The 19,168-nt window shown below is 59.5% G+C and carries 17 protein-coding genes; 9 read left to right on the top strand and 8 right to left on the bottom strand.

Going from position 1 to position 19,168, the window contains the following annotated elements:
* Positions 1 to 858: 858 nt before the first annotated feature.
* From AC3EA7_RS06200 to hpf, 3 genes are all read left to right on the top strand, one after another.
* Positions 859 to 2,358: a flavin-containing monooxygenase gene (locus AC3EA7_RS06200; protein ID WP_488613166.1), complete on the top strand. Its 1,500-nt coding sequence runs from the start codon at positions 859 to 861 to the stop codon at positions 2,356 to 2,358.
* On the top strand, positions 2,358 to 3,179 hold the full coding sequence (locus AC3EA7_RS06195; RefSeq protein ID WP_488613165.1) for an SDR family NAD(P)-dependent oxidoreductase: 822 nt from the start codon (positions 2,358 to 2,360) through the stop codon (positions 3,177 to 3,179). The genes AC3EA7_RS06200 and AC3EA7_RS06195 overlap by 1 nt, the downstream gene beginning before the upstream one ends.
* Before the next feature lie 323 nt (positions 3,180 to 3,502).
* Positions 3,503 to 4,084: a ribosome hibernation-promoting factor, HPF/YfiA family gene (gene hpf, locus AC3EA7_RS06190; RefSeq protein WP_488613164.1), complete on the top strand. Its 582-nt coding sequence runs from the start codon at positions 3,503 to 3,505 to the stop codon at positions 4,082 to 4,084.
* 166 nt (positions 4,085 to 4,250) lie between these two features.
* Here the strand turns inward: hpf and amrB are convergent, their stop codons facing one another.
* The 6 genes from amrB to AC3EA7_RS06160 all read right to left on the bottom strand — a co-directional run bounded on the left by amrB (position 4,251) and on the right by AC3EA7_RS06160 (position 9,115).
* Positions 4,251 to 5,084: an AmmeMemoRadiSam system protein B gene (amrB, locus tag AC3EA7_RS06185; RefSeq protein WP_488613163.1), complete on the bottom strand. Its 834-nt coding sequence runs from the start codon at positions 5,082 to 5,084 to the stop codon at positions 4,251 to 4,253.
* A 101-nt stretch (positions 5,085 to 5,185) separates the two neighbouring features.
* Positions 5,186 to 6,205, bottom strand: a complete 1,020-nt coding sequence (corA, locus tag AC3EA7_RS06180; protein ID WP_488613162.1) for a magnesium/cobalt transporter CorA — start codon at positions 6,203 to 6,205, stop codon at positions 5,186 to 5,188.
* Between the two features lies 1 nt (position 6,206).
* On the bottom strand, positions 6,207 to 6,869 hold the full coding sequence (locus AC3EA7_RS06175) for a potassium channel family protein (protein WP_488613161.1): 663 nt from the start codon (positions 6,867 to 6,869) through the stop codon (positions 6,207 to 6,209).
* A gap of 14 nt (positions 6,870 to 6,883) precedes the next feature.
* Entirely contained in the window at positions 6,884 to 7,528 is a 645-nt protein-coding gene (locus AC3EA7_RS06170) for a potassium channel family protein (RefSeq protein WP_488613160.1), read from the bottom strand.
* A gap of 9 nt (positions 7,529 to 7,537) precedes the next feature.
* Positions 7,538 to 8,479, bottom strand: a complete 942-nt coding sequence (gene argF / locus AC3EA7_RS06165) for an ornithine carbamoyltransferase (protein WP_488613159.1) — start codon at positions 8,477 to 8,479, stop codon at positions 7,538 to 7,540.
* Between the two features lie 15 nt (positions 8,480 to 8,494).
* Positions 8,495 to 9,115, bottom strand: a complete 621-nt coding sequence (locus AC3EA7_RS06160; RefSeq protein WP_488613158.1) for a Uma2 family endonuclease — start codon at positions 9,113 to 9,115, stop codon at positions 8,495 to 8,497.
* Between the two features lie 480 nt (positions 9,116 to 9,595).
* Here AC3EA7_RS06160 and argH point away from each other — a divergent pair, with 480 nt between their 5' ends.
* Entirely contained in the window at positions 9,596 to 10,969 is a 1,374-nt protein-coding gene (gene argH, locus AC3EA7_RS06155; RefSeq protein WP_488613157.1) for an argininosuccinate lyase, read from the top strand.
* Between the two features lie 560 nt (positions 10,970 to 11,529).
* Here the strand turns inward: argH and AC3EA7_RS06150 are convergent.
* Entirely contained in the window at positions 11,530 to 13,380 is a 1,851-nt protein-coding gene (locus AC3EA7_RS06150) for a sensor histidine kinase (protein WP_488613156.1), read from the bottom strand.
* 107 nt (positions 13,381 to 13,487) lie between these two features.
* Positions 13,488 to 13,862 carry a response regulator gene (locus AC3EA7_RS06145; RefSeq protein ID WP_488613155.1) on the bottom strand — a complete coding sequence of 125 codons (375 nt, stop codon included), beginning with the start codon at positions 13,860 to 13,862 and terminating at the stop codon, positions 13,488 to 13,490.
* A 162-nt stretch (positions 13,863 to 14,024) separates the two neighbouring features.
* Between AC3EA7_RS06145 and AC3EA7_RS06140 the strand changes: the two genes are divergently transcribed.
* The 5 genes from AC3EA7_RS06140 (at position 14,025) to AC3EA7_RS06120 (ending at position 19,106) form a co-directional block, all read left to right on the top strand.
* Positions 14,025 to 14,942, top strand: a complete 918-nt coding sequence (locus AC3EA7_RS06140) for an arsenate reductase/protein-tyrosine-phosphatase family protein (RefSeq protein ID WP_488613154.1) — start codon at positions 14,025 to 14,027, stop codon at positions 14,940 to 14,942.
* Between the two features lie 311 nt (positions 14,943 to 15,253).
* Positions 15,254 to 15,934 carry a succinate dehydrogenase cytochrome b subunit gene (locus AC3EA7_RS06135; protein WP_488613153.1) on the top strand — a complete coding sequence of 227 codons (681 nt, stop codon included), beginning with the start codon at positions 15,254 to 15,256 and terminating at the stop codon, positions 15,932 to 15,934.
* Positions 15,935 to 15,994: 60 nt separating this feature from the next.
* Positions 15,995 to 17,965, top strand: a complete 1,971-nt coding sequence (locus AC3EA7_RS06130; RefSeq protein WP_488613152.1) for a fumarate reductase/succinate dehydrogenase flavoprotein subunit — start codon at positions 15,995 to 15,997, stop codon at positions 17,963 to 17,965.
* 95 nt (positions 17,966 to 18,060) lie between these two features.
* On the top strand, positions 18,061 to 18,807 hold the full coding sequence (locus AC3EA7_RS06125) for a succinate dehydrogenase/fumarate reductase iron-sulfur subunit (RefSeq protein WP_488613151.1): 747 nt from the start codon (positions 18,061 to 18,063) through the stop codon (positions 18,805 to 18,807).
* Between the two features lie 104 nt (positions 18,808 to 18,911).
* A complete protein-coding gene (locus tag AC3EA7_RS06120) occupies positions 18,912 to 19,106 on the top strand; it encodes a hypothetical protein (protein ID WP_488613150.1) in 195 nt (64 codons plus the stop codon).
* Positions 19,107 to 19,168: the final 62 nt, after the last annotated feature.

Below are 19,168 nucleotides of genomic sequence, written 5' to 3'. Positions count from 1 at the left end.
ACCTCACAACGGTAGAATTGCACGTACTGTACGGCATTGCCTGCCCTCTGTCAACGCAACGCCGGTGTTGCGTATATCATACATCATACCGGAAGAGTATGACACTGAACAATTCTTCATCATTCCCCTGGATACAGTCAATCGACACCTCCTTGCGACATGCTGTCAGACGGCACAATGGCCCGTATTGACCGCCTTGCGGCAGACGCTGGCTTCGACAGGCTCAGCCAACGCCCGCTGCTCTCCGTCCCTTGATTGTCCAGGTTTTGGTTGATCGCTCTATTGGCGAGGGCTTCACCCGAGCAATACGGCGTTTCGTGACCCATTATGACAGCACCTCACGCTCATACTCATGCGCGGTCATTTGGACCACACTGGTTTTTGAGCAAATAATCCGGCATCGCCCGGTGCAGCCCGCGCAGGCGGGCTTGACAACCGTAGCCTGCGGCTTCAGCCGGGCGGACTGCGGTCCACGACACGCCTGCCGGGGCGCGTTGACCGTTGCGCCTCGCCCAACGCGTGAACATCTGGTCTGACCGAACGTGATGGAGTATCAGATCCCCCACACGCCTCATGCTTCTCGTGGTATACTGAAATCATCTCTGATACCGACCGCGTGTCTGGCTCTTCCTAGTTCTCAGTTCTCGGTTCTCAGTTCTTGGTTCTCAGTTCTCGGTTCTCAGTTCTTGGTTCTCAGTTCTTGGCTCTCAGTTCTTGGCTCTCAGTTCTTGGTTCTCAGTTCTTGGCTCTCAGTTCTTGGTTCTCAGTTCTTGGCTCTCAGAAATCATCTCTGATACCGACCGCATGTTTGGCTCTGCGGTCAACACTCCGCACACTGACGCAACACCGGGTGAAGCAATGCCAGCATTATCATCTCATGTCGATGTTCTGATCGTCGGCGCCGGGCTTTCCGGCATCTGCGCCGCGTACTACCTGCAAACGCGCTGCCCGACGAAAAGGTACGCCATCCTGGAAAGCCGCGACACGATTGGCGGCACCTGGGACCTCTTCCGCTATCCGGGGGTCCGTTCGGATTCGGACATGCATACGCTGGGGTATAGTTTTCGCCCGTGGCGCGGGTTAAAATCAATGGCGGACGGGCCATCGATCCTGCAATATATCAAAGAAACAGCGCAAGAGTATGGCATCGACCGCCAGATTCGCTTCGGCTATCGCGTCCAGCGTGCGGTATGGTCATCGGTTGAGGCGCGTTGGACGGTAGAAGCCATGCGAATGTCGGATGGCTCACCGACGCAGTTCACATGCTCCTTTCTCTTCATGTGCACAGGGTACTACGACTATGCGCGTGGATACACACCCGACTGGCCTGATATTGATCGTTTCAGCGGACTCGTCGTTCATCCCCAGCAATGGCCCGACGATCTCGACTACGCCGGGAAGCGCATGATTATCATCGGCAGCGGCGCCACGGCAGTGACGCTGGCGCCGGCGCTGGCGGAGCACGCGGCGCACGTGACCATCGTTCAACGTTCGCCAACCTATGTGGCGGCCCTGCCTGCTGAAGACCCTGTCATGCGTCGATTGTACCGAAGATTGCCGCCTGGCATCGCCTATCGCCTCTCACGCTGGTGGTCGATTGGGGTTGGAATGTACTTCTATACGCTGGCGCGCTGCCTGCCCGACGCCACACGACGAAATCTGCTCAAGCAAGCTCAGGCGTACCTTGGTCCTGATTTTGACGTCGAGACCCATTTCAATCCTCGCTACAACCCGTGGGATCAGCGGCTCTGCGTAGCGCCCGACGGCGACCTCTTTCGGGCAATCAAAGCCGGCAGAGTATCGATCGTGACCGATCAGGTGGAGCGTTTTACCACAACCGGCATCCGGCTTGCTTCCGGCGCCGAACTCGATGCAGACATCATTGTCACAGCCACCGGTCTTGTGCTGAAACCGATGGGCGGTGCACAGATCGTCGTTGATGGCGTTCCGGTCGATCTCGGAAAAACGCTGACCTATCGCGGCGCTATGTTCAGCGATGTGCCCAACCTGGCGCTGGCATTCGGCTACACCAATGCATCGTGGACCCTGAAGTGCGAACTGATCGCGCAGTATGTCTGCCGCTTGCTGAACTACATGGATAAACATGGCTACGTTCAATGCACCCCGCGGCGACCAAACAGGCTCTTGCCCGTACAACCGGCAGTGACGCTGACTTCCGGCTATATCAAGCGCGCCCTCGACACTATTCCGCGCCAGGGGAGGCACGCCCCCTGGAAAGCGCATCAGAACTATCTCCGTGATATCCTGAGCCTGCGCCTCGGTCGCCTGAACGACGGATCGCTGGAATTCATCCGTCCAGGTCAACAACCGGCGCCTGCGGTACGAGGAGCACAATAGTGACACGGCGGATGCAACTGGCAAACCGGACGGCAGTCGTCACCGGTGCAGCGAGCGGCATTGGTCGGGCAATTGCCATGTCACTGGCGCGCCGCCGCTGTCACCTTGCGCTGGCGGACATCGACGAAGCGGGCATGGCGCACACAGCAGCCATGATCGCGTCGCACGGGATACGCGTCAGTTGTCATCACCTCGACGTTGGCGACGCAGAAGGGGTTGCCGCCTTGCCCGACGCTGTGCGTCGCGTGCACAACGGCGTCGATCTGCTGGTCAACAATGCTGGCGTGGCGATGTGGGGCGCCTTCGATCAGGTCAGCGACGCCGACTTTGAATGGCTGTTCAACATCAACTTCTATGGTCTCGTTCGCTTAACGCGCGCATTCCTGCCACTGCTGAAAGCGAGCGATGATGCGCGTCTGGTGAATATCTCGAGCGTCTTCGGGCTTGTGGCGCCATCGGGGCAGGCGGCATACGTCGCCAGTAAATTTGCAGTGCGCGGATTCTCCGAGGCGCTCCGGCACGAACTCGAACCCACGTCGATTGGCGTGACGGTCGTTTTTCCCGGCGGCGTGGCCACAGCCATTTCCGAGCGAGCACGCCGGCCAGCGGCAGTGCCCCGTGAAGCGATCGAACAGGGATTGGCGCGATCACGCCGATTGCTGAAACTGCCTCCCGAAGTCGCCGGCGAAACCATCGTCAAAGGGGTCGAGCAGCGCAAAGCGCGCATTCTGGTCGGGCGCGACGCGCATATGCTCGACCTGCTCGTGCGCCTGGCGCCCGTTTCGTACTGGAACATCATGCGGCGTGCGATGGGACGATAAGACCAAGGGTTAGCGATTCTTAACACTTCCCTCTTGCACTGCATCAGTTCACGTAGTACAATAGAACAACAGTATACGAAGATGTTAAGCCTCTGAATCATCATTCGTAGCCTGGAAAGGACGACAAACGTGGTTCATACCGTTTGCGGCCCTCACGGTTACGGAGACGCGAATACCGCCGTTGTTGTTCGTTGACGACAAATGAAGCCCTCACCCGCCTGACGGCGGTTGGGGGCTTTTTGCATCCTTCGCAGCAACGATGCTGCGCATCAACCGTTGTCGTCCGCCTGTCACAGGTACGGGCAGTGATGCAGGAGGTCAGTATGAACCTGATCGTAAACAGCCGCAATGGCAAACTCTCGGATCGCCAGCGCCAGCACATTGAGCAAAAACTCTCGCGCCTTGATCGGTACCTTGATCGCATTGACAAAGTGACGGTCGAGCATATGGAAGAGATGCGGCGCAACGAGGGGAATGTCCACCGCGTGCAGGTGACGGTTATCGGCGATCATGGGGTTCTGGTGCGCGCCGAGCGACGCGCGCCGGAATTGTATGCGGCGATCGATGAAGTGTACGACACGCTCCAACGCCAGATCGAGCGTTACAAGGATAAGCACTGGCGGCGCGGCCGGCTGCGCCGTCAGGGAGGTCAAATTGTCGAGGCGCTGCCGGAACCGACCGCCGCCGCTCCCGCCGAAAGCGTCGAGGAAGAGCAACGACCACACATCGTCCGCACGAAGGAGTTCCAGATCAAGCCGATGTACAGTGATGAAGCAGTCGAGCAGATGGAACTCCTTGGACACAGTTTCTTCATCTTCCAGGATGCCGAAACCGGGAAACTGAACGTGCTCTATCGCCGCCAGGACGGTAACTACGGGCTGATCGTGCCGGAAGTGACCGGCTGACCGCGCAGCGGCAGCGGAGAACCGAAGGGGCAGGTCTGAGACCTGCCCCTTTGGCTGGGCAGGTCTCAGACCTGCCCTTACGCTGCCAGTCCCGCCGACCTGCCCGGACCGGTCCCCGCGCTGCCGCCTGCCCCGCCGACCTGACAGGTCTCTTCCTGTGCGCTCCTCACGCTGTCTGCCAGATCGCCGCCGCTCCGTACCCGACGACCCACGGCGCATTGTGTTCGACATCGCCAGAGGTTCCGTAGTGCAGAATGGTGACCTGATCGGCGCCAAGAGCACGGCAAGCCCACAACACGGCAGCGATCGCGCCGCTGCCGCAGGCATATCCAACGCCTTCCAGCTCAGCGGCAATTACGGCATCGGGATCGAACGCCGCGACCCGCCGCAACAACTCCGCATCGAGCCGGCGCGCAACCGCTTCTGGTTCATAGTGCGAGAGGTCCGAACTAGCGATCAGCAGAACGTTTCGCCCCTGCACGGCTTCTGCCAGCGCCGCGCCGAGTGCAGCAGCCGTCGCTGCCCGCTGATCCGCCAGCATCACCGGCAGCAGGCGGAATGGTCCGAGGACGCACTGAAGAAACGGCAATTCGATTTCGATGGCATGCTCATCGTCGTAGCGCCGCCGCGCCAGACCAACCCCCAGTCGCGCGCGCAATGCGTGGTCGAGCCGTGCGACCGCATCAGCATCGACTTCGACGATGCCCAGCGGCGTCTCATACGCCGCGTGCCCGGCGGTGATCAGTGGTGTTTCACCGCCACGGTGCCACGGCGACGCAATCACGACAATATCCGGCGTACCGCCACGCACACAGGCGAAAGCCCATGCTGCAACCGGGCCAGAGTAGCGTAAGCCAGCATGCGGCGCCAGCAACCCCCACACCCTGCCCGGCAATGCGGGAGGGGTCGCCTGTTCCAGATAGCGCTCGACCTCGCGCCGTAAACGCGCCGGGTTCGAGGGATGCCAGCTGCCGGCAATGGGTGATGGTCGGATATCCACGATCACCTCCTCCGGGGAGCGGTTAGGGGTTAACCCCTCTGACCGTCACCTGCAACCTTCCCACCTTTGCATCCTCGCGCCTGCCCACGTGCAACGTGCCGCTACAACCACCCGCGCCGCTTGAAGATCGCAATCAGCAGCAGACTGACCGCCGCCATCAGACCGAGCGCGAAGGGATAGCCCCAGGGCCAGCGCAACTCCGGCATAATGTCGAAATTCATGCCATACACGCCAGCGATCAGGGCCGCCGACATCAGAATGATCGAGGCGATCGTCAATGTTTTGACAACCTGGTTCAACTGATTCGACTGAAGGGACAGGAACGCATCGAGGGCGCTTGACAGCAGATCGCGGTAGGTGTCGATGCTGTCGGTAATGCGAATCAGGTGGTCGTACACATCCTGAAAATAGGCGACCATGTCGCGCGGATAGATCGGCGCTTCGCGACGGATGAGCACATTCAGCACATCGCGTTCCGAAGCGACAATTTTGCGCATCAAAAGCAGTTCCCGTTTGAGTGCGAAGATCTCCTGGAGCGCTTCGGGACGAAAATGATCGAAAATCTGCGCCTCGACCTCCTCGACTCGCTCGATCAGGGCGTCCAGAATAGGGAAGTATTCATCAACAATGGTGTCGAGCAGATGATAGAGCAGTTCGGCGACATCCTCGTCAAAATCATGGTCATACCGCTGCCAGCGCCGGATTGTTTCGTCAATTGCGGTAATCGAGTCCTGATGGATGCACACCAGATAGTTCGATCCGATGAACAGACTGACCTGCTGCGAAGAAGCCTGCTTCTGCGTTTCATCATAGCGCAGGGCATAGAAGAGCAGAAAATAGTATCCGTTGTACGAATCGATCTTGGGACGTTCGTGCGAGTGGGTCGCATCTTCGATTGCCAGAGGATGGAACCCAAACTCCTCGGAGAGCAGCGCAAGATCTTCTGGGCGCGGATCGAGCAGATCCACCCAAACAATCTGATCCTTCTGCTGGATCAAGTCACTGATCGCAGCGGCTTCGACCGTGCTATCGAACCGCCCGTCGTGCTGGCAGACAACCAGATGGCGGACGGGGGCGCGAGATGTCGTTCGCTGTCGCGAGGTGCGGATCAGACGAGCCATACTACTGAAACCGCTCAGCGAGCAACGCTTCACGGTCGCGATATGCCAGGGCAATCACCTGATCACCCGCCTGGATAACCGTCTCTCCCGAAGGAAGAATGACATCATCGCCGCGCAGGATGGCCGTCAGCAAACAATCGGGCGGCAGTCGCAACGAAGCGACAGTCTTTTCCACCGCGCTCGACTCGGCTGAGACCGTGAATTCAATCAGTGAGATTCGCCCCTCACGCAGGCGAGTCAGTTGCACAATCGCGCCGAGGTTAATGTCGGCTTCCAGCCCACGCCCAATCGTCTGTGCTGTATCGATCGGCAGATCGACCCCCATACGACGGGTGAACAGCCAGGCATTCTTCGGATTATTGATACGCGCAGCAACGCGATTGACGCGAAACTCGCGTTTGCACAGCACCGCAATGACCAGATTGTCCTCATCGTCGCCAGTGACCGCAGCGACGGCATCAGCAAACTCGGCGCCCGCATCGCGCAGCACCGAAGGATCGCAGCCATCCCCCTCAACCACCCGAATATCCGGCAACATCCGCATCAGCGAATACGCCACCTGCTCCTGCTTCTCCACCAGAGTGATCGAATGGCGCCCCTCGGTCGTCAGGAACATTGCCAGATTACGCCCAATTTTGCCGCCGCCGACAATCAGTACATTCATGGCATTCCGCAGGGTTACTGGATCATCGAGTCGAGCAATCCGGTTGCGGTTGCAAGCACTGCAACATGCACCACATCACCATCTTCGAGCAGCACGCCGGGGGTTGGCAGAAATGCTCGCCCACGCCGCACGATAACCACCGGCATGATCTCGCCGGGCACCGACAGATCACGCACAAAGTGACCGACGAGCCGTCCACTGATGGTGACTTCTGCAATCTCCACTTCGCCGCTGCCGAATTGGACCGATGAGACGGTCTCATCACCGTGAAGAATCCGGCGGATTGTATGAACCGCCCAACTGGTCGAACTGATCGTGCGAATGCCGAGTTCCCGGTAGATCGCCTCACGCTGTGGGTCATAGATGCGCGCCACCACATTCGGCACGCGGAAAACATCGCGTGCGACCGTCGCGGTAATGTAATTCGAGTTGTCGCCGTTCGTCACTGCTGCAAGCGCATCGGCGCGTTCGACGCCCGCCTCGCGCAGCGTATCGCGGTCGAACCCGACGCCAAGCACCGTCTGGCCGTGAAATCCGCGCCCGAGACGCTTGAACGCCTGCGGATTCTTATCGACCACTGCAACCGAATGTCCCTCGGCAGCCATCTGCTGCGCCAGCAGACATCCGACGCGACCGCATCCGACGACGATCAGATGCATAGGCTTCCTCTACAATCCAAGCAGGGTCAGGATCAGCGCTTTCTGAACGTGCAACCGATTCTCCGCCTGCTCGAAGACCACCGACTGCGGACCATCGATGACATCAGGCGTCACCTCTTCGCCGCGATGCGCCGGGAGACAGTGCATAAACAGCGATCCTGATCGGGCGTGCGCCATCAATGCTGCATTAACCTGGTACGGTTGAAACACCGGCCGGCGTCGGGCTGCTTCGTGTTCCTGTCCCATCGACGCCCATACATCCGTGTAGACCGCATCCGCTCCGGCGACCACTTCCAATGGCGATGGCATCACCCGGATCGAAGCGCCATTCTCAGCGGCGCGCTGCTCCGCAAGCGCCAGAATATCCGGGTCGGGGCGATAATCGAGCGGACAACCGATACGCACGTTCACCCCCAGCGTTGCTCCCAGGAGCATCAATGAGTGCGCCACGTTGTTGCCATCGCCGACATACGCCAGCGTCAACCCTTCGAGACGGCCATAATGTTCGCGCAACGTCAGCATATCCGCGAGCGCCTGACAGGGATGCTCGCGATCGGAGAGCGCATTGATGACCGGCACAGTGGCATAGCGCGCCAGGGTCTCAACGGTTGCGTGGCAAAAGACGCGCGCTGCAATCGCCTGCACCCAGCGACTGAGGTTGCGTGCCACATCGGGAACGCTTTCGCGCCCGCCCATGTCGATGTCGTTTGCCGACAGGTAACTGCCATGCCCGCCGAGTTGGGTCATACCGGCTTCGAAGGCGACGCGCGTGCGCAGCGATGGTTTCTCGAACACCAGCGCCAGTGTTTTGCCCTGGAGCGGCAACACACCGCTCGCATCGCGCGCGTGCCCGCCATTGCGCCATTCCGCCTTCAACGCTTGCGCCCGATCCAGCAACGCCTCGGCATCGGCGCGCGTCAGATCGGCAGCGGAAAGAAAGTGTCTGACCATACCTGTTCTCGCCATCTATTCCGTGTCGAAGACCGCGTCAACACTGACGGTAAAACCTGCGAGCAGCGCCGATGTCGCCTGCGTGCCGCGCCCGAACGTCCCATGTTCCACATACGCATCGTCCGCCAGTCGCAAGACTGTAATGGTCTCGTCGCGCGGGTCGACGATCCAGTATTCGGGGATGCCCCCTTCGGCGTAATCATGGCGTTTTTCGACCACATCGCGCACAGGTTTATCCTGACCGACCACTTCCAGCACAAGATCGGCGCCGATCCAGAAGCGATCCTGCCGGCGCATATCACGCGCCGAACGCACCAGCAGCAGATCGGGTTCACGATACTTTCCCGAACGAATGCGAAGGCGCAATGGCGCAATCAGCACTTTGCCGCCGGCTAATTCAACCGCCGCGAAGAAGAGACGGTACAGAAAGAGAAGGATTGATTGATGACGGTCGGTCGGCATCGGCAACACTTCGATAGAACCGTCAGTCAATTCGATCAGCACGCTCACACGTTCGCTCAACCACAGATAATCCTCTTCGCTCCACTGCCCCTGACGCGGCGCAGCGTCGAGTACCAGGGCTTCGAGTTCTTCCTGCGACGCGGTGATCATCGACTGGCGGGAAACAGACATCATCCTGCGCTCTCGAATGTGGATGTGATAATGTATGTTTGTGCTATGCGCATTGTACCACAGGGTTCGGGGTTAGGGGGAGATCACTGAGCATGTTGGAAAAAGGCAATTGGGTGTTACTCATCCTGCTGCTGACCTCTTTTCCTTTTCGTGTACTATGACCTCGTCGTTCACCAAGAACCTGTGACTCTCTGGTTCTCATAATGCGCGGTCATTTGGACAATGCTAGTTTTTGAGACAAGAATCCGGCATCGCCTGGTGAAGCCCGCGCAGGCGGGCTTTGCAACCATAGCCCGCGGCTTCAGCTGCCGGGCGGACGGCGGTCCGCGGCATGCCTGCCGGGGCACGTTGACCGTTGCACCTTGCAAAACGAACGCTCGAACATCTTGTCTGACTGAACGCCACCTGGTATCAGTTCTCAGTTCTCGGTTCTCGGTTCTCAGTTCTCAGTTCTCAGTTCTCAGTTCTCGGAAGGAGAAAACCATGTGGGGAGGTCGCTTCGATGAGGGGATCGACGCGCTGATGGCGCGGTTCAACAACTCATTTCCGTTCGATCAACGAATGTGGCGTGAGGATATTCGCGGGAGCATGACATGGGCGCGTCAACTCGCGCAGGCCGGAGTCATATCGGCGGAAGAGCGAGACGCCTTACTGGCAGGACTCGAGGCGGTTTACGCCGAGTTCGACGAAGGACGCTTCGCAGCGCTTCCGGCTGATGAAGATATTCATACCGCCGTCGAGCGGCGACTGGGGGAACTCGTCGGCGCGGTTGCGGGCAAACTCCACACCGGACGCAGCCGGAACGATCAGGTGGCGACCGACGTGCGGCTCTGGACGATGGGCGCGATTCGGCGCATCGACGACGGCGTGCGCGCGCTGCAACAGGCATTGCTGGCGCAGGCTGAAGGCGCAGGCGATGCCGTGATACCCGGCTATACCCACCTGCAACGCGCCCAACCGGTGCTTCTCGCGCACTGGTTGCTCTCCCACTTCTGGCCCCTGCAACGCGACCGCGAGCGCCTGGCGGATTGTGCGAAACGAACGGCAGTGCTCCCGCTCGGCTCAGGCGCGATTGCCGGAACGCCGCTGGCAATCGACCGCACGGCACTCGCCGCTGACCTGGGGATGGCAGCGATTTCCCCCAATAGCATCGATGCCGTCAGCGACCGTGATTTCATTGCCGAGTTTCTATTCTGTGCAGCGTTGATCGGCACGCACCTCAGCCGCCTGGCGGAAGACATGATCATCTACAGCAGCGCCGAGTTCGGTTTCGTCGTTCTCGCCGACGCCTACAGCACCGGTTCGAGTCTTATGCCGCAGAAAAAAAATCCCGATTCTTTCGAACTGCTGCGCGGCAAAGCAGGTCGGCTCACTGGCGATCTGGTCACCGTGTTGGCGGTGCTCAAAGGGTTGCCATCCGCCTACGACAAAGACCTGCAAGAAGACAAAGAGCCGCTGTTCGACGCCGCTGACACGCTCGAACTGGCGCTGCCGGTTGCCGCCGGGGCGGTAGCAACGGCCCGCTTCCGCCATGACCGCATGCGTGCAGCGCTCGACGATACGATGCTGGCTACCGACATCGCCGATTACCTGGTGGCGCGCGGCGTCCCGTTTCGCGAAGCGCACCATGTGGTTGGCAGGCTGGTGCGTGAGGCGGAGCAGCGCGGGGCGCCGCTCTCGGCGCTGCCACTCGACGTTTTTCTCGCAGCGCATCCCGCCTGCAGCAACGACATTCTTCAGGTGTTAGACATTGATCGTTCCGTAGCACAGCGCCGTGTGCCCGGCGCAACGGCGCCAGAAGCCGTGCGCCAACAGATCACCCAGGCGCGGCGTTGCATCGAGGAACATCGAACGTGAAAAGCAGAGACGTTGCACTGCAACGTCTCGAAGCAGTACGGATTACAGGTGGTCGTTGAATGCTGCGTATCGAACGTTACACATGTACCAGGCGCCGGTTGCGTCGCGGCGCCCGCAAAGGAGTTGAAGGTATGAGGGTTCCCGGTAGAAGGCGGGAAAGGTGACGTTCAAAGGTTGAAGGGTGCAGGGGAAGAGAGAGCCGTTGAACGTGAAGTGTTGAATGTGGGCAGTCGGTTCTCATACGAACTTGCGGTCAGTCAGACAAGATGTTCGCGTGTTCATTGTTCAAGGCGCAACGGTCAACGCACAGCATCAGTCGGGGCGGTATGACCGCGCATCGTCATCAGTAGCCCCAGCGGGGCTTTCACTTGCGGTGAGCATGGTCGAACCGCGTGCGGTGAGCATGGTCGAACCGCGTCCTCAGCGAGGGCTTTCGCCCGCAGCGCCCCGGCAGTATTGTACGAATGACCACGCATCGGCATCAGTTCTCGGTTCTCAGTTCTCGGTTCTCAGTTCTCGGTTCTCAGTTCTCGGTTCTTGGTTCTCGGTTCTTGGTTCTCCTAACCCCTAACCTCTGCCAGCGCAATCTGCGATGCCTGCATGGGAAGCCAGAACGTCGCCGTCGTACCGCGTCCTGGCGCGCTCTCAATAGTCAACTCGCCACCCATCAACTGGCAGTAATGCTGACTGATCGCCAGTCCCAGCCCCACGCCACGTTGCTCCCGCCCGATATTCTGCTCGGCAATCGCAAATGGCTCAAACAAATGCACCATCTGTTCCGGTGCAATTCCCGGTCCCGTATCGGACACCTGAAACTGGATGCGTGACCGAGAATCATCACCTGTGTGCGCGATCCGCACCACCACTTCGCCGTCTGTTGTAAACTTGGCAGCATTACTCACCAGATTGAACAGAATCTGGCGCACCCTGGTCGGATCGCCCAACAGTTCCCCTGCCTCCTCGACACCCTCGAGCCGCAAGCGATTCCGGTTGCGTCTGAGCAACGGCTGCACCGTCATTACAACATCATGCACCACATCCGCCACATTGAATGGAACCACATGCAGATCGGACCGTCCGGTTTCGATCTGCGCCATTTCCAGCACGTTGTTCATCAGATAGAGGAGGTGACCGGCGGCAAGGTGGATCGCTTCAATATCGCTGCGCGTTTGCGCCAGGCTCTGGCGTTCGAGACCCGCCTCCAACAACTGGCAATATCCGATGATCGCAGTGAGCGGCGTGCGGATTTCGTGGCTCATATGCGCCAGAAAGGCGCCTCTGGCGCGGCTGCCCGCTTTGGCGGCGTCCCGTGCTGCGATCAACGATCGCTGCGCTTCCAGGAGATGCTCATTGTTGCGTTGCAGCTCCTCACGGATACGGCGCTCCTCGGTGACATCACGCCAGACGAACAGCCGCCCACGACAGACGCGCCGCGTGTCGTAGATCGGCGAGATACGCACATTGAACCAGCGCCGCGACTCGTTGACGTCTACTTCGAGTTCTTCCGCTATCTCGGTCACATCCTGATAGTGATCGACAACGTCATTCCAGCGCGTCAGCGCCTCGCGCGCGTGTCTGCCGAGAATCTGCGACACGGGCAGCCCGATCAATTCTTGCGCCGCGCGGTTTACCTCGATGATCCGCCCCTGGTCATCCACTGCGATAACGCCATCGACCATGCTTTGCAACACCATATCGCGCGCAATCGGACGAATATCGAGCAGACGCCACCGGAATGCACTCCACGCGAAAATCCCCAGCGATACAGCAAATGCCAGCGCCGTCAGATCAGGGATGCTCTTTGGAATGACGCCTGTCAAACGCAGCAGATTCACCGCCCACGGCACTGCAACCGCAATCAGGATGGCCACTGTTTGGAAGAAAAACAACCTGACCGTTTGCCGAGCAAAACGGACAATGGCATAAGCGCCAATAAACACACACGTATAAGAATAGGCAACATGCACCCAGAACCAGGGTCCGTATCGAGTGTCGATGCCGAGACGAAGTTGCTTAACTCGCGGAGTGATCGATGTCCAGAACAGCGAGTGATAATCGTTCGTCAGCAAAATCAACATCGTTATCGCCGGTATGATTGCCAGAAGCCATATGTGGCGGCGGTGGAGCCAGGGCAGCGAGCCGGTGTACTCAGCGGCAAACCAAAGCCACATGACTGGAAGAGCGACTATGCCAATGAACTCGAATCTAATCCACCAGATCATTGAGGCGAAGGTCTGAACGGTCAGTTCCATATGTTGACCAATCAGCCAGACTGCAACGCTCATGCTAAGGAAAGTAAGCGACAACGCGCCAGGCATAACCCGCCTGCGCCACGCATAGACGGCGATGGATATGGCAACGATACTGAGTAAGAGTAGGACGCCGGTGTAGAACGTGAGTGGTCGATCCACAGAAGTCTCACATTTTCGCCTGTAATATGGCTTTCAGATGCAAGAGCAGGGACTACTGCCTGCAACACGGTAACAAGGTCGGTCGCGCGCGATGATGGCTCCCATGCTCACCTCGTTGCAGACCCGTCGGTCAGGGCATGAATACGTCGCATCAGACGGTCGAAATCAATCGGCTTGAGTTCGTAGGCATCGCACCCGGAAGCCAGCCCTCGGATCCGATCTTCGGGCAATGCATAGGCGGTCAGCGCAATGATGGGAATGTGGCGCGTCGCCTCTTCGCTTTTGAGCTGACGGGCGACGTCCCAGCCGTTCTGCTTTGGCAACCCCATGTCGAGCAGGATCAGATCGGGCATGTTGGTGCGGGCAAGATGAAGCGCCTCCAATCCATCAACGGCGAGCGAGATCGTGAAACCTTCCCAGCGCATACGTCGCGCGATCATGTCGCGGTTCATGGCGTCGTCTTCAGCAATCAAAATGTGCATAAGATGCTACTTCCCGGTAGTATAGACAGCGGCTTGCATGCATCGATGCTGTCAATGCTTCTTCCTTGCAGTATTATACGTTCACTACATATCCAATTCGTTGCCAGGAAGATGAAGCTCTGTTCATTTCTGTAGTGCACACTATATGCCCTCGTGATACCTATGAAAAATGAGATCCTGATCCTGATCGTCGGCGCTGCCGACACCGGACGTGCGCCGCTCGCCGCCGCACTGCTTCGCCGACACCTGATGCACCGCAGCATCACTGCGCAGGTTGAGTCCGCCGGGGTGCTCGGGCACGACAACGATCCCGCCAGCCCGGATGCACTGGCAGTTGCAGAGCACATGGCGCTCGATCTCAGTGCGCACCGGGCGCGCAGCCTGAGCGATCACCTGGTTGATGAAGCGACACTGTTGCTGACAATCGACAGCGGAACCGCGCGTGTGGCGCGCCTGCGCTTTCCGACGGCGGCAGCGCGCATTCATACCCTGGGCGAACTTGCCGGACGTGATCGCGACATTCCCGACCCCTTCAAGATGCAGATTGGTCCCTGGCTGGTCTATGCCCGGGAAATCGACCAGATGCTGCAACAGGCGCTCCCTCGCATTATGACGTTCCTTCCCAAACCATCAGCGCCCCCGGTAGAAGCCGGAACTGAGAACCAGGAACCGACCCGCCTCACGCCACGCCTTCCCGAACTATCAGCGCCTCCGCCGTCATCCGAGATCGTTTCGCCGCCATCGCCGTCGGTAGCGGAAGAACGGCGCGCCGCCGCTGAACGGACTGCACAGATCCTCGACCTGATGATGCGCATTCCCGACATTGTCGAATGGACCGCAGCGCGCGAGCAGATAGAAGTCGCCATTTCCGTCGCACAGGCGCACCCTGCCGGCGCAACGGATCAGATCGCAGCGTACTGCGCGCTGCTGCGCGCTGCGCTTGCGCTAACGCCTGCCGCTCCGGGAGCAGCGCATGTCGCGGCGCTGCGCGACGCTCTTGCACGGCTCGATCAACCGGTTGGAGCGGGCGATATCAGTGCTCTGTCGGCGCGTCTCAGCGATTGGACATCGCTGCATTGAACAACCTTTCCTTCACATTCGTTACTCCTTGCGTTATAATGCAAAACAGTTCGTAAAACTCTTCCCAGAGATTCAGGTGATACACTTCACTATATCAGGGGTTGGACAACCAACCTCTCGATACAGTGAGAGCGAGAGAGTCTATGACTATGAAGTTCCGGCTCTTTGGTCGTCACCCACCGTTCCTGCGGCGCCTTCGGCACAACCCGGTTTCTGCACATTATCCTGGAACCTTTCGGTTTCGCATCAGCGAGATCCAGTTTATGTTTGTTGACCGTACTACCTAATCGAAATCTCTAGAAGGAAGCGATATGGCAGCAGCATTGACGCTTTACCGCACAACGATCGGCAAGAAAGCAGTGATGGCGATTACCGGCTTTATCGGCTACGGGTTCGTTATTTTGCACATGATCGGCAACCTGAAGATTTTCGAGGGCGCGGAAGGTTTCAATGAGTATGCCCACTTTCTGCGCACCGTCGGGTACCCGATGGTGCCGGAGCGCGGCATTCTCTGGGTCTTGCGCGTGGTTCTCCTGGCATCGGTGATCCTGCATGTCACTGCCGCCATCCAGCTGACGCGCCTCGATTGGGCGAGCCGCCCGAAAGGGTACCGCGAAACGCGACGGAAACAGGCGACCTTCGCCTCACTCACGCTGCGCTGGAGTGGTCTGGCGATCTTCCTGTTCATCGTCTATCACCTGGCGCACTTTACCTTCGGGCTCGGCATTCCCAACTTTGGCGGTCACGAAACGGCATACCAGAACGTTGTGGCAGGATTCTCGAACCCGATCAATGTTCTGCTTTACATCGCCGCTGTCGGCGCGCTTGGTACGCACCTGTACCACGGCGTCTGGAGCATGTTCCAGACCCTGGGGCTGAATGGCCCGCGCACCGATGGTCTCTGGCGCGGTCTGGCGGTTCTTTCGGGGATTCTGTTGTTCCTCGGTTTTTCGACCGTGCCGGTTGCGGTTATTACTGGACTGGTGCGCTGATGTGCGCAACGTATGCATGCGCCGTTTCGCAGTGAAGCACACTAGAAGAGAGGCAAACCTATGACCACCACGGATACCAGGCCAACAACAACCCGGCCCTCAACGGAATATCTCGACCCAAAACTCAATTCGAGAATCCCGGAGGGGCCTATTGAGCGTAAATGGGAGCGCCATAAGTTTGAAATGAAACTGGTCAGCCCGACAAACCGCCGGCGCTACACGATCATCGTCGTCGGTTCGGGCCTGGCGGGCGCCTCGGCAGCGGCAACTCTGGGAGAAGCCGGGTACAACGTCAAGTGCTACACCTACCACGATAGTCCCCGCCGCGCGCACAGCATCGCCGCGCAGGGCGGCATCAACGCCGCCAAGAATTATCGCAACGACGGCGACAGCGTCTACCGCCTGTTCTACGATACGGTCAAGGGCGGCGACTTCCGCGCGCGTGAGGCGAATGTACACCGCCTGGCGGAAGTCAGTATGGCGATCATCGATCAATGCGTCGCACAGGGGGTGCCATTCGCGCGCGAGTACTCCGGCTATCTGGACAACCGCTCGTTCGGCGGCGCGCAGGTGGCGCGCACCTTCTACGCCCGCGGGCAAACCGGGCAGCAACTGCTGCTCGGCGCCTACCAGGCGCTCAGCCGCCAGATCGGGCTTGGGCAGGTCAAGATGTTCTCACGCACCGAAATGCTCGACCTGGTCGTCGTCGATGGTCGAGCGCGCGGCATCGTTACGCGCGATATGGTCACCGGCAAGATCGAGTCGCACATGGCCGACGCGGTTGTACTGGCAACCGGCGGATACTCGAATGTCTTCTATCTCTCGACCAACGCCAAGGCGTGCAATGCGACCGCCATCTGGCGCGCGCATCGCCGCGGCGCTTTCTTCGGCAATCCATGCTTTACCCAGATCCACCCGACCTGCATCCCGGTCAGCGGTGACCACCAGAGCAAACTGACGCTGATGTCGGAGTCGCTGCGCAATGACGGGCGCGTCTGGGTGCCGAAGACGCCTGGCGATAAGCGCCCGCCCAGTTCGATTCCCGAAGATGAGCGCGACTACTACCTGGAGCGCAAGTACCCCAGTTATGGCAACCTGGCGCCGCGCGACATTTCATCGCGCGCTGCCAAGCAGGTGTGCGACGAAGGGCGCGGCGTCGGTCCTGGCGGGCTTGGCGTTTACCTTGACTTCTCCGATGCGATCAAGCGCCTGGGGAAGAAGGTGATCGAAGAACGCTACGGCAACCTGTTCGAGATGTATGAGCACATCACCGGCGAAAATCCATACGAGACGCCGATGCGCATTTACCCGGCGGTGCACTACACGATGGGCGGTCTGTGGGTCGATTACAACCTGATGAGCACCATCCCCGGCCTGTTCGTCATCGGCGAGGCGAACTTCTCGGACCACGGCGCCAACCGCCTGGGCGCGTCGGCATTGATGCAGGGTCTGGCGGACGGCTATTTCATTCTGCCGTATACCATCGCCGATTATCTGGCGTCGACCAAACTGCCGAAGGTTGATACGACCCACCTCGCCTTTCGCGAAACCGAGGCGGAAGCCGCCGACCGCATTAAGCGCCTGCTCAACACAAAGGGGACGCGCACGGTCGATATGTTCCACCGCGAACTTGGCAAGATTATGTGGGAATACTGCGGTATGGGACGGAACGAAGCCGGTCTGAAGCGCGCACTCGAACTGATCCCGGAACTCCGTGAGCGCTTCTGGCGCGAGGTGAAAGTGCCTGGCGAAGGCAACGACATCAATCAGGAACTGGAGAAAGCCGGGCGCGTCGCCGACTTCATGGAACTTGCCGAACTGATGTGCATCGATGCGCTCCATCGCGATGAGTCGTGCGGCGGGCATTTCCGTGAAGAGCATCAGACGGAAGATGGCGAAGCCGAACGTGATGACGAGAACTTCTCGTATGTGGCCGCGTGGGAATTCACCGGTTTGGGAACAAAGCCGGTACTTCATAAGGAGCCGCTGATCTTTGAGTATGTCAAGCCAACCGTTCGCAGCTACAAGTAATTGTCTGGCGTAGCGTCGGGGAAGGCGAGTTGCGCGCCACGACCGTCGCAGCATCTTTCCCGTGCGCTAGCGCCCTGGAATAGAGAGAACACACTATGAACCTGACGCTCCATGTCTGGCGACAGAAGAACCCGCAGTCGGAAGGTCGCTTTGTGACCTACCAGGCAAAGGATATCATCCCTGACATGTCGTTCCTGGAAATGCTCGACGTGGTCAACCAGGAACTTATCATGAAAGGCGAGGAGCCCATTGCATTCGAGCACGACTGCCGCGAGGGCATCTGCGGCTCGTGCGGTATGGTGATCAACGGGTACCCGCACGGCGGTCATCGAGGAACCACGGCATGCCAGTTGCATATGCGCCATTTCAAGGACGGTGACACGATCACGATCGAACCGTGGCGCGCGCGCGCCTTCCCGGTGATGAAAGACCTGATTGTGGATCGCTCGGCGTTCGACCGCATTATTCAGGCAGGCGGCTTTATCTCGGCAAATACCGGCGTGGCGCAGGATGCCAATGCCATTCTGGTGCCAAAACAGAATGCCGATGCTGCGATGGACGCAGCAGCGTGCATCGGTTGCGGCACGTGTGTGGCTGCCTGTCCGAACGCTTCGGCAATGCTCTTTACTGCCGCCAAGATTGCGCACCTCGGACTGTTGCCGCAGGGTCAACCCGAACGCCATACCCGCGTGGTGCGCATGGTCGAACAGATGGATAAAGAAGGGTTCGGCGGGTGCACGAATATCGGCGAGTGCGCCGCAGCCTGCCCGAAAGTGATTCCGCTCGATGTGATCGCCCGGATGAACCGCGACCTGCTCGTGGCGAAGATTAAGGGTGTATGAAGGTGACGGTCATCTGCACTCGGAGCGCTGCCCGGCCGCCCCCACGCCCCTGGCGCTGATAAGAACGCCGCAGTTGGCGTACTCCCCGCGATGAGGGTGCAGGCATGATTTGTCATGAAACGACGCGCCGGCTGCCAGCGATTGAAATCGCCCCTGATGGACCTGCGGCCGACCGTCCGCCTGCGCGGACAGGACGGCGGCGTCCACGCCGGTGGACGCCCGGCGGAACGCCCGCCCGGCGCGACTTCAGTCGCCAGCCCAGGCGCAGCGCCGCAGGAACGCGCTTGCTTGCCGTCTGACAATTCATGCCTGGACCCCCCGCGATGACCGTCACCTCCGCCCGCACCCCGCCACTTGAGTT

It is taken from the genome of Roseiflexus sp., from assembly GCF_057785375.1.
This window is presented reverse-complemented; position numbering and strand designations above follow the sequence as displayed.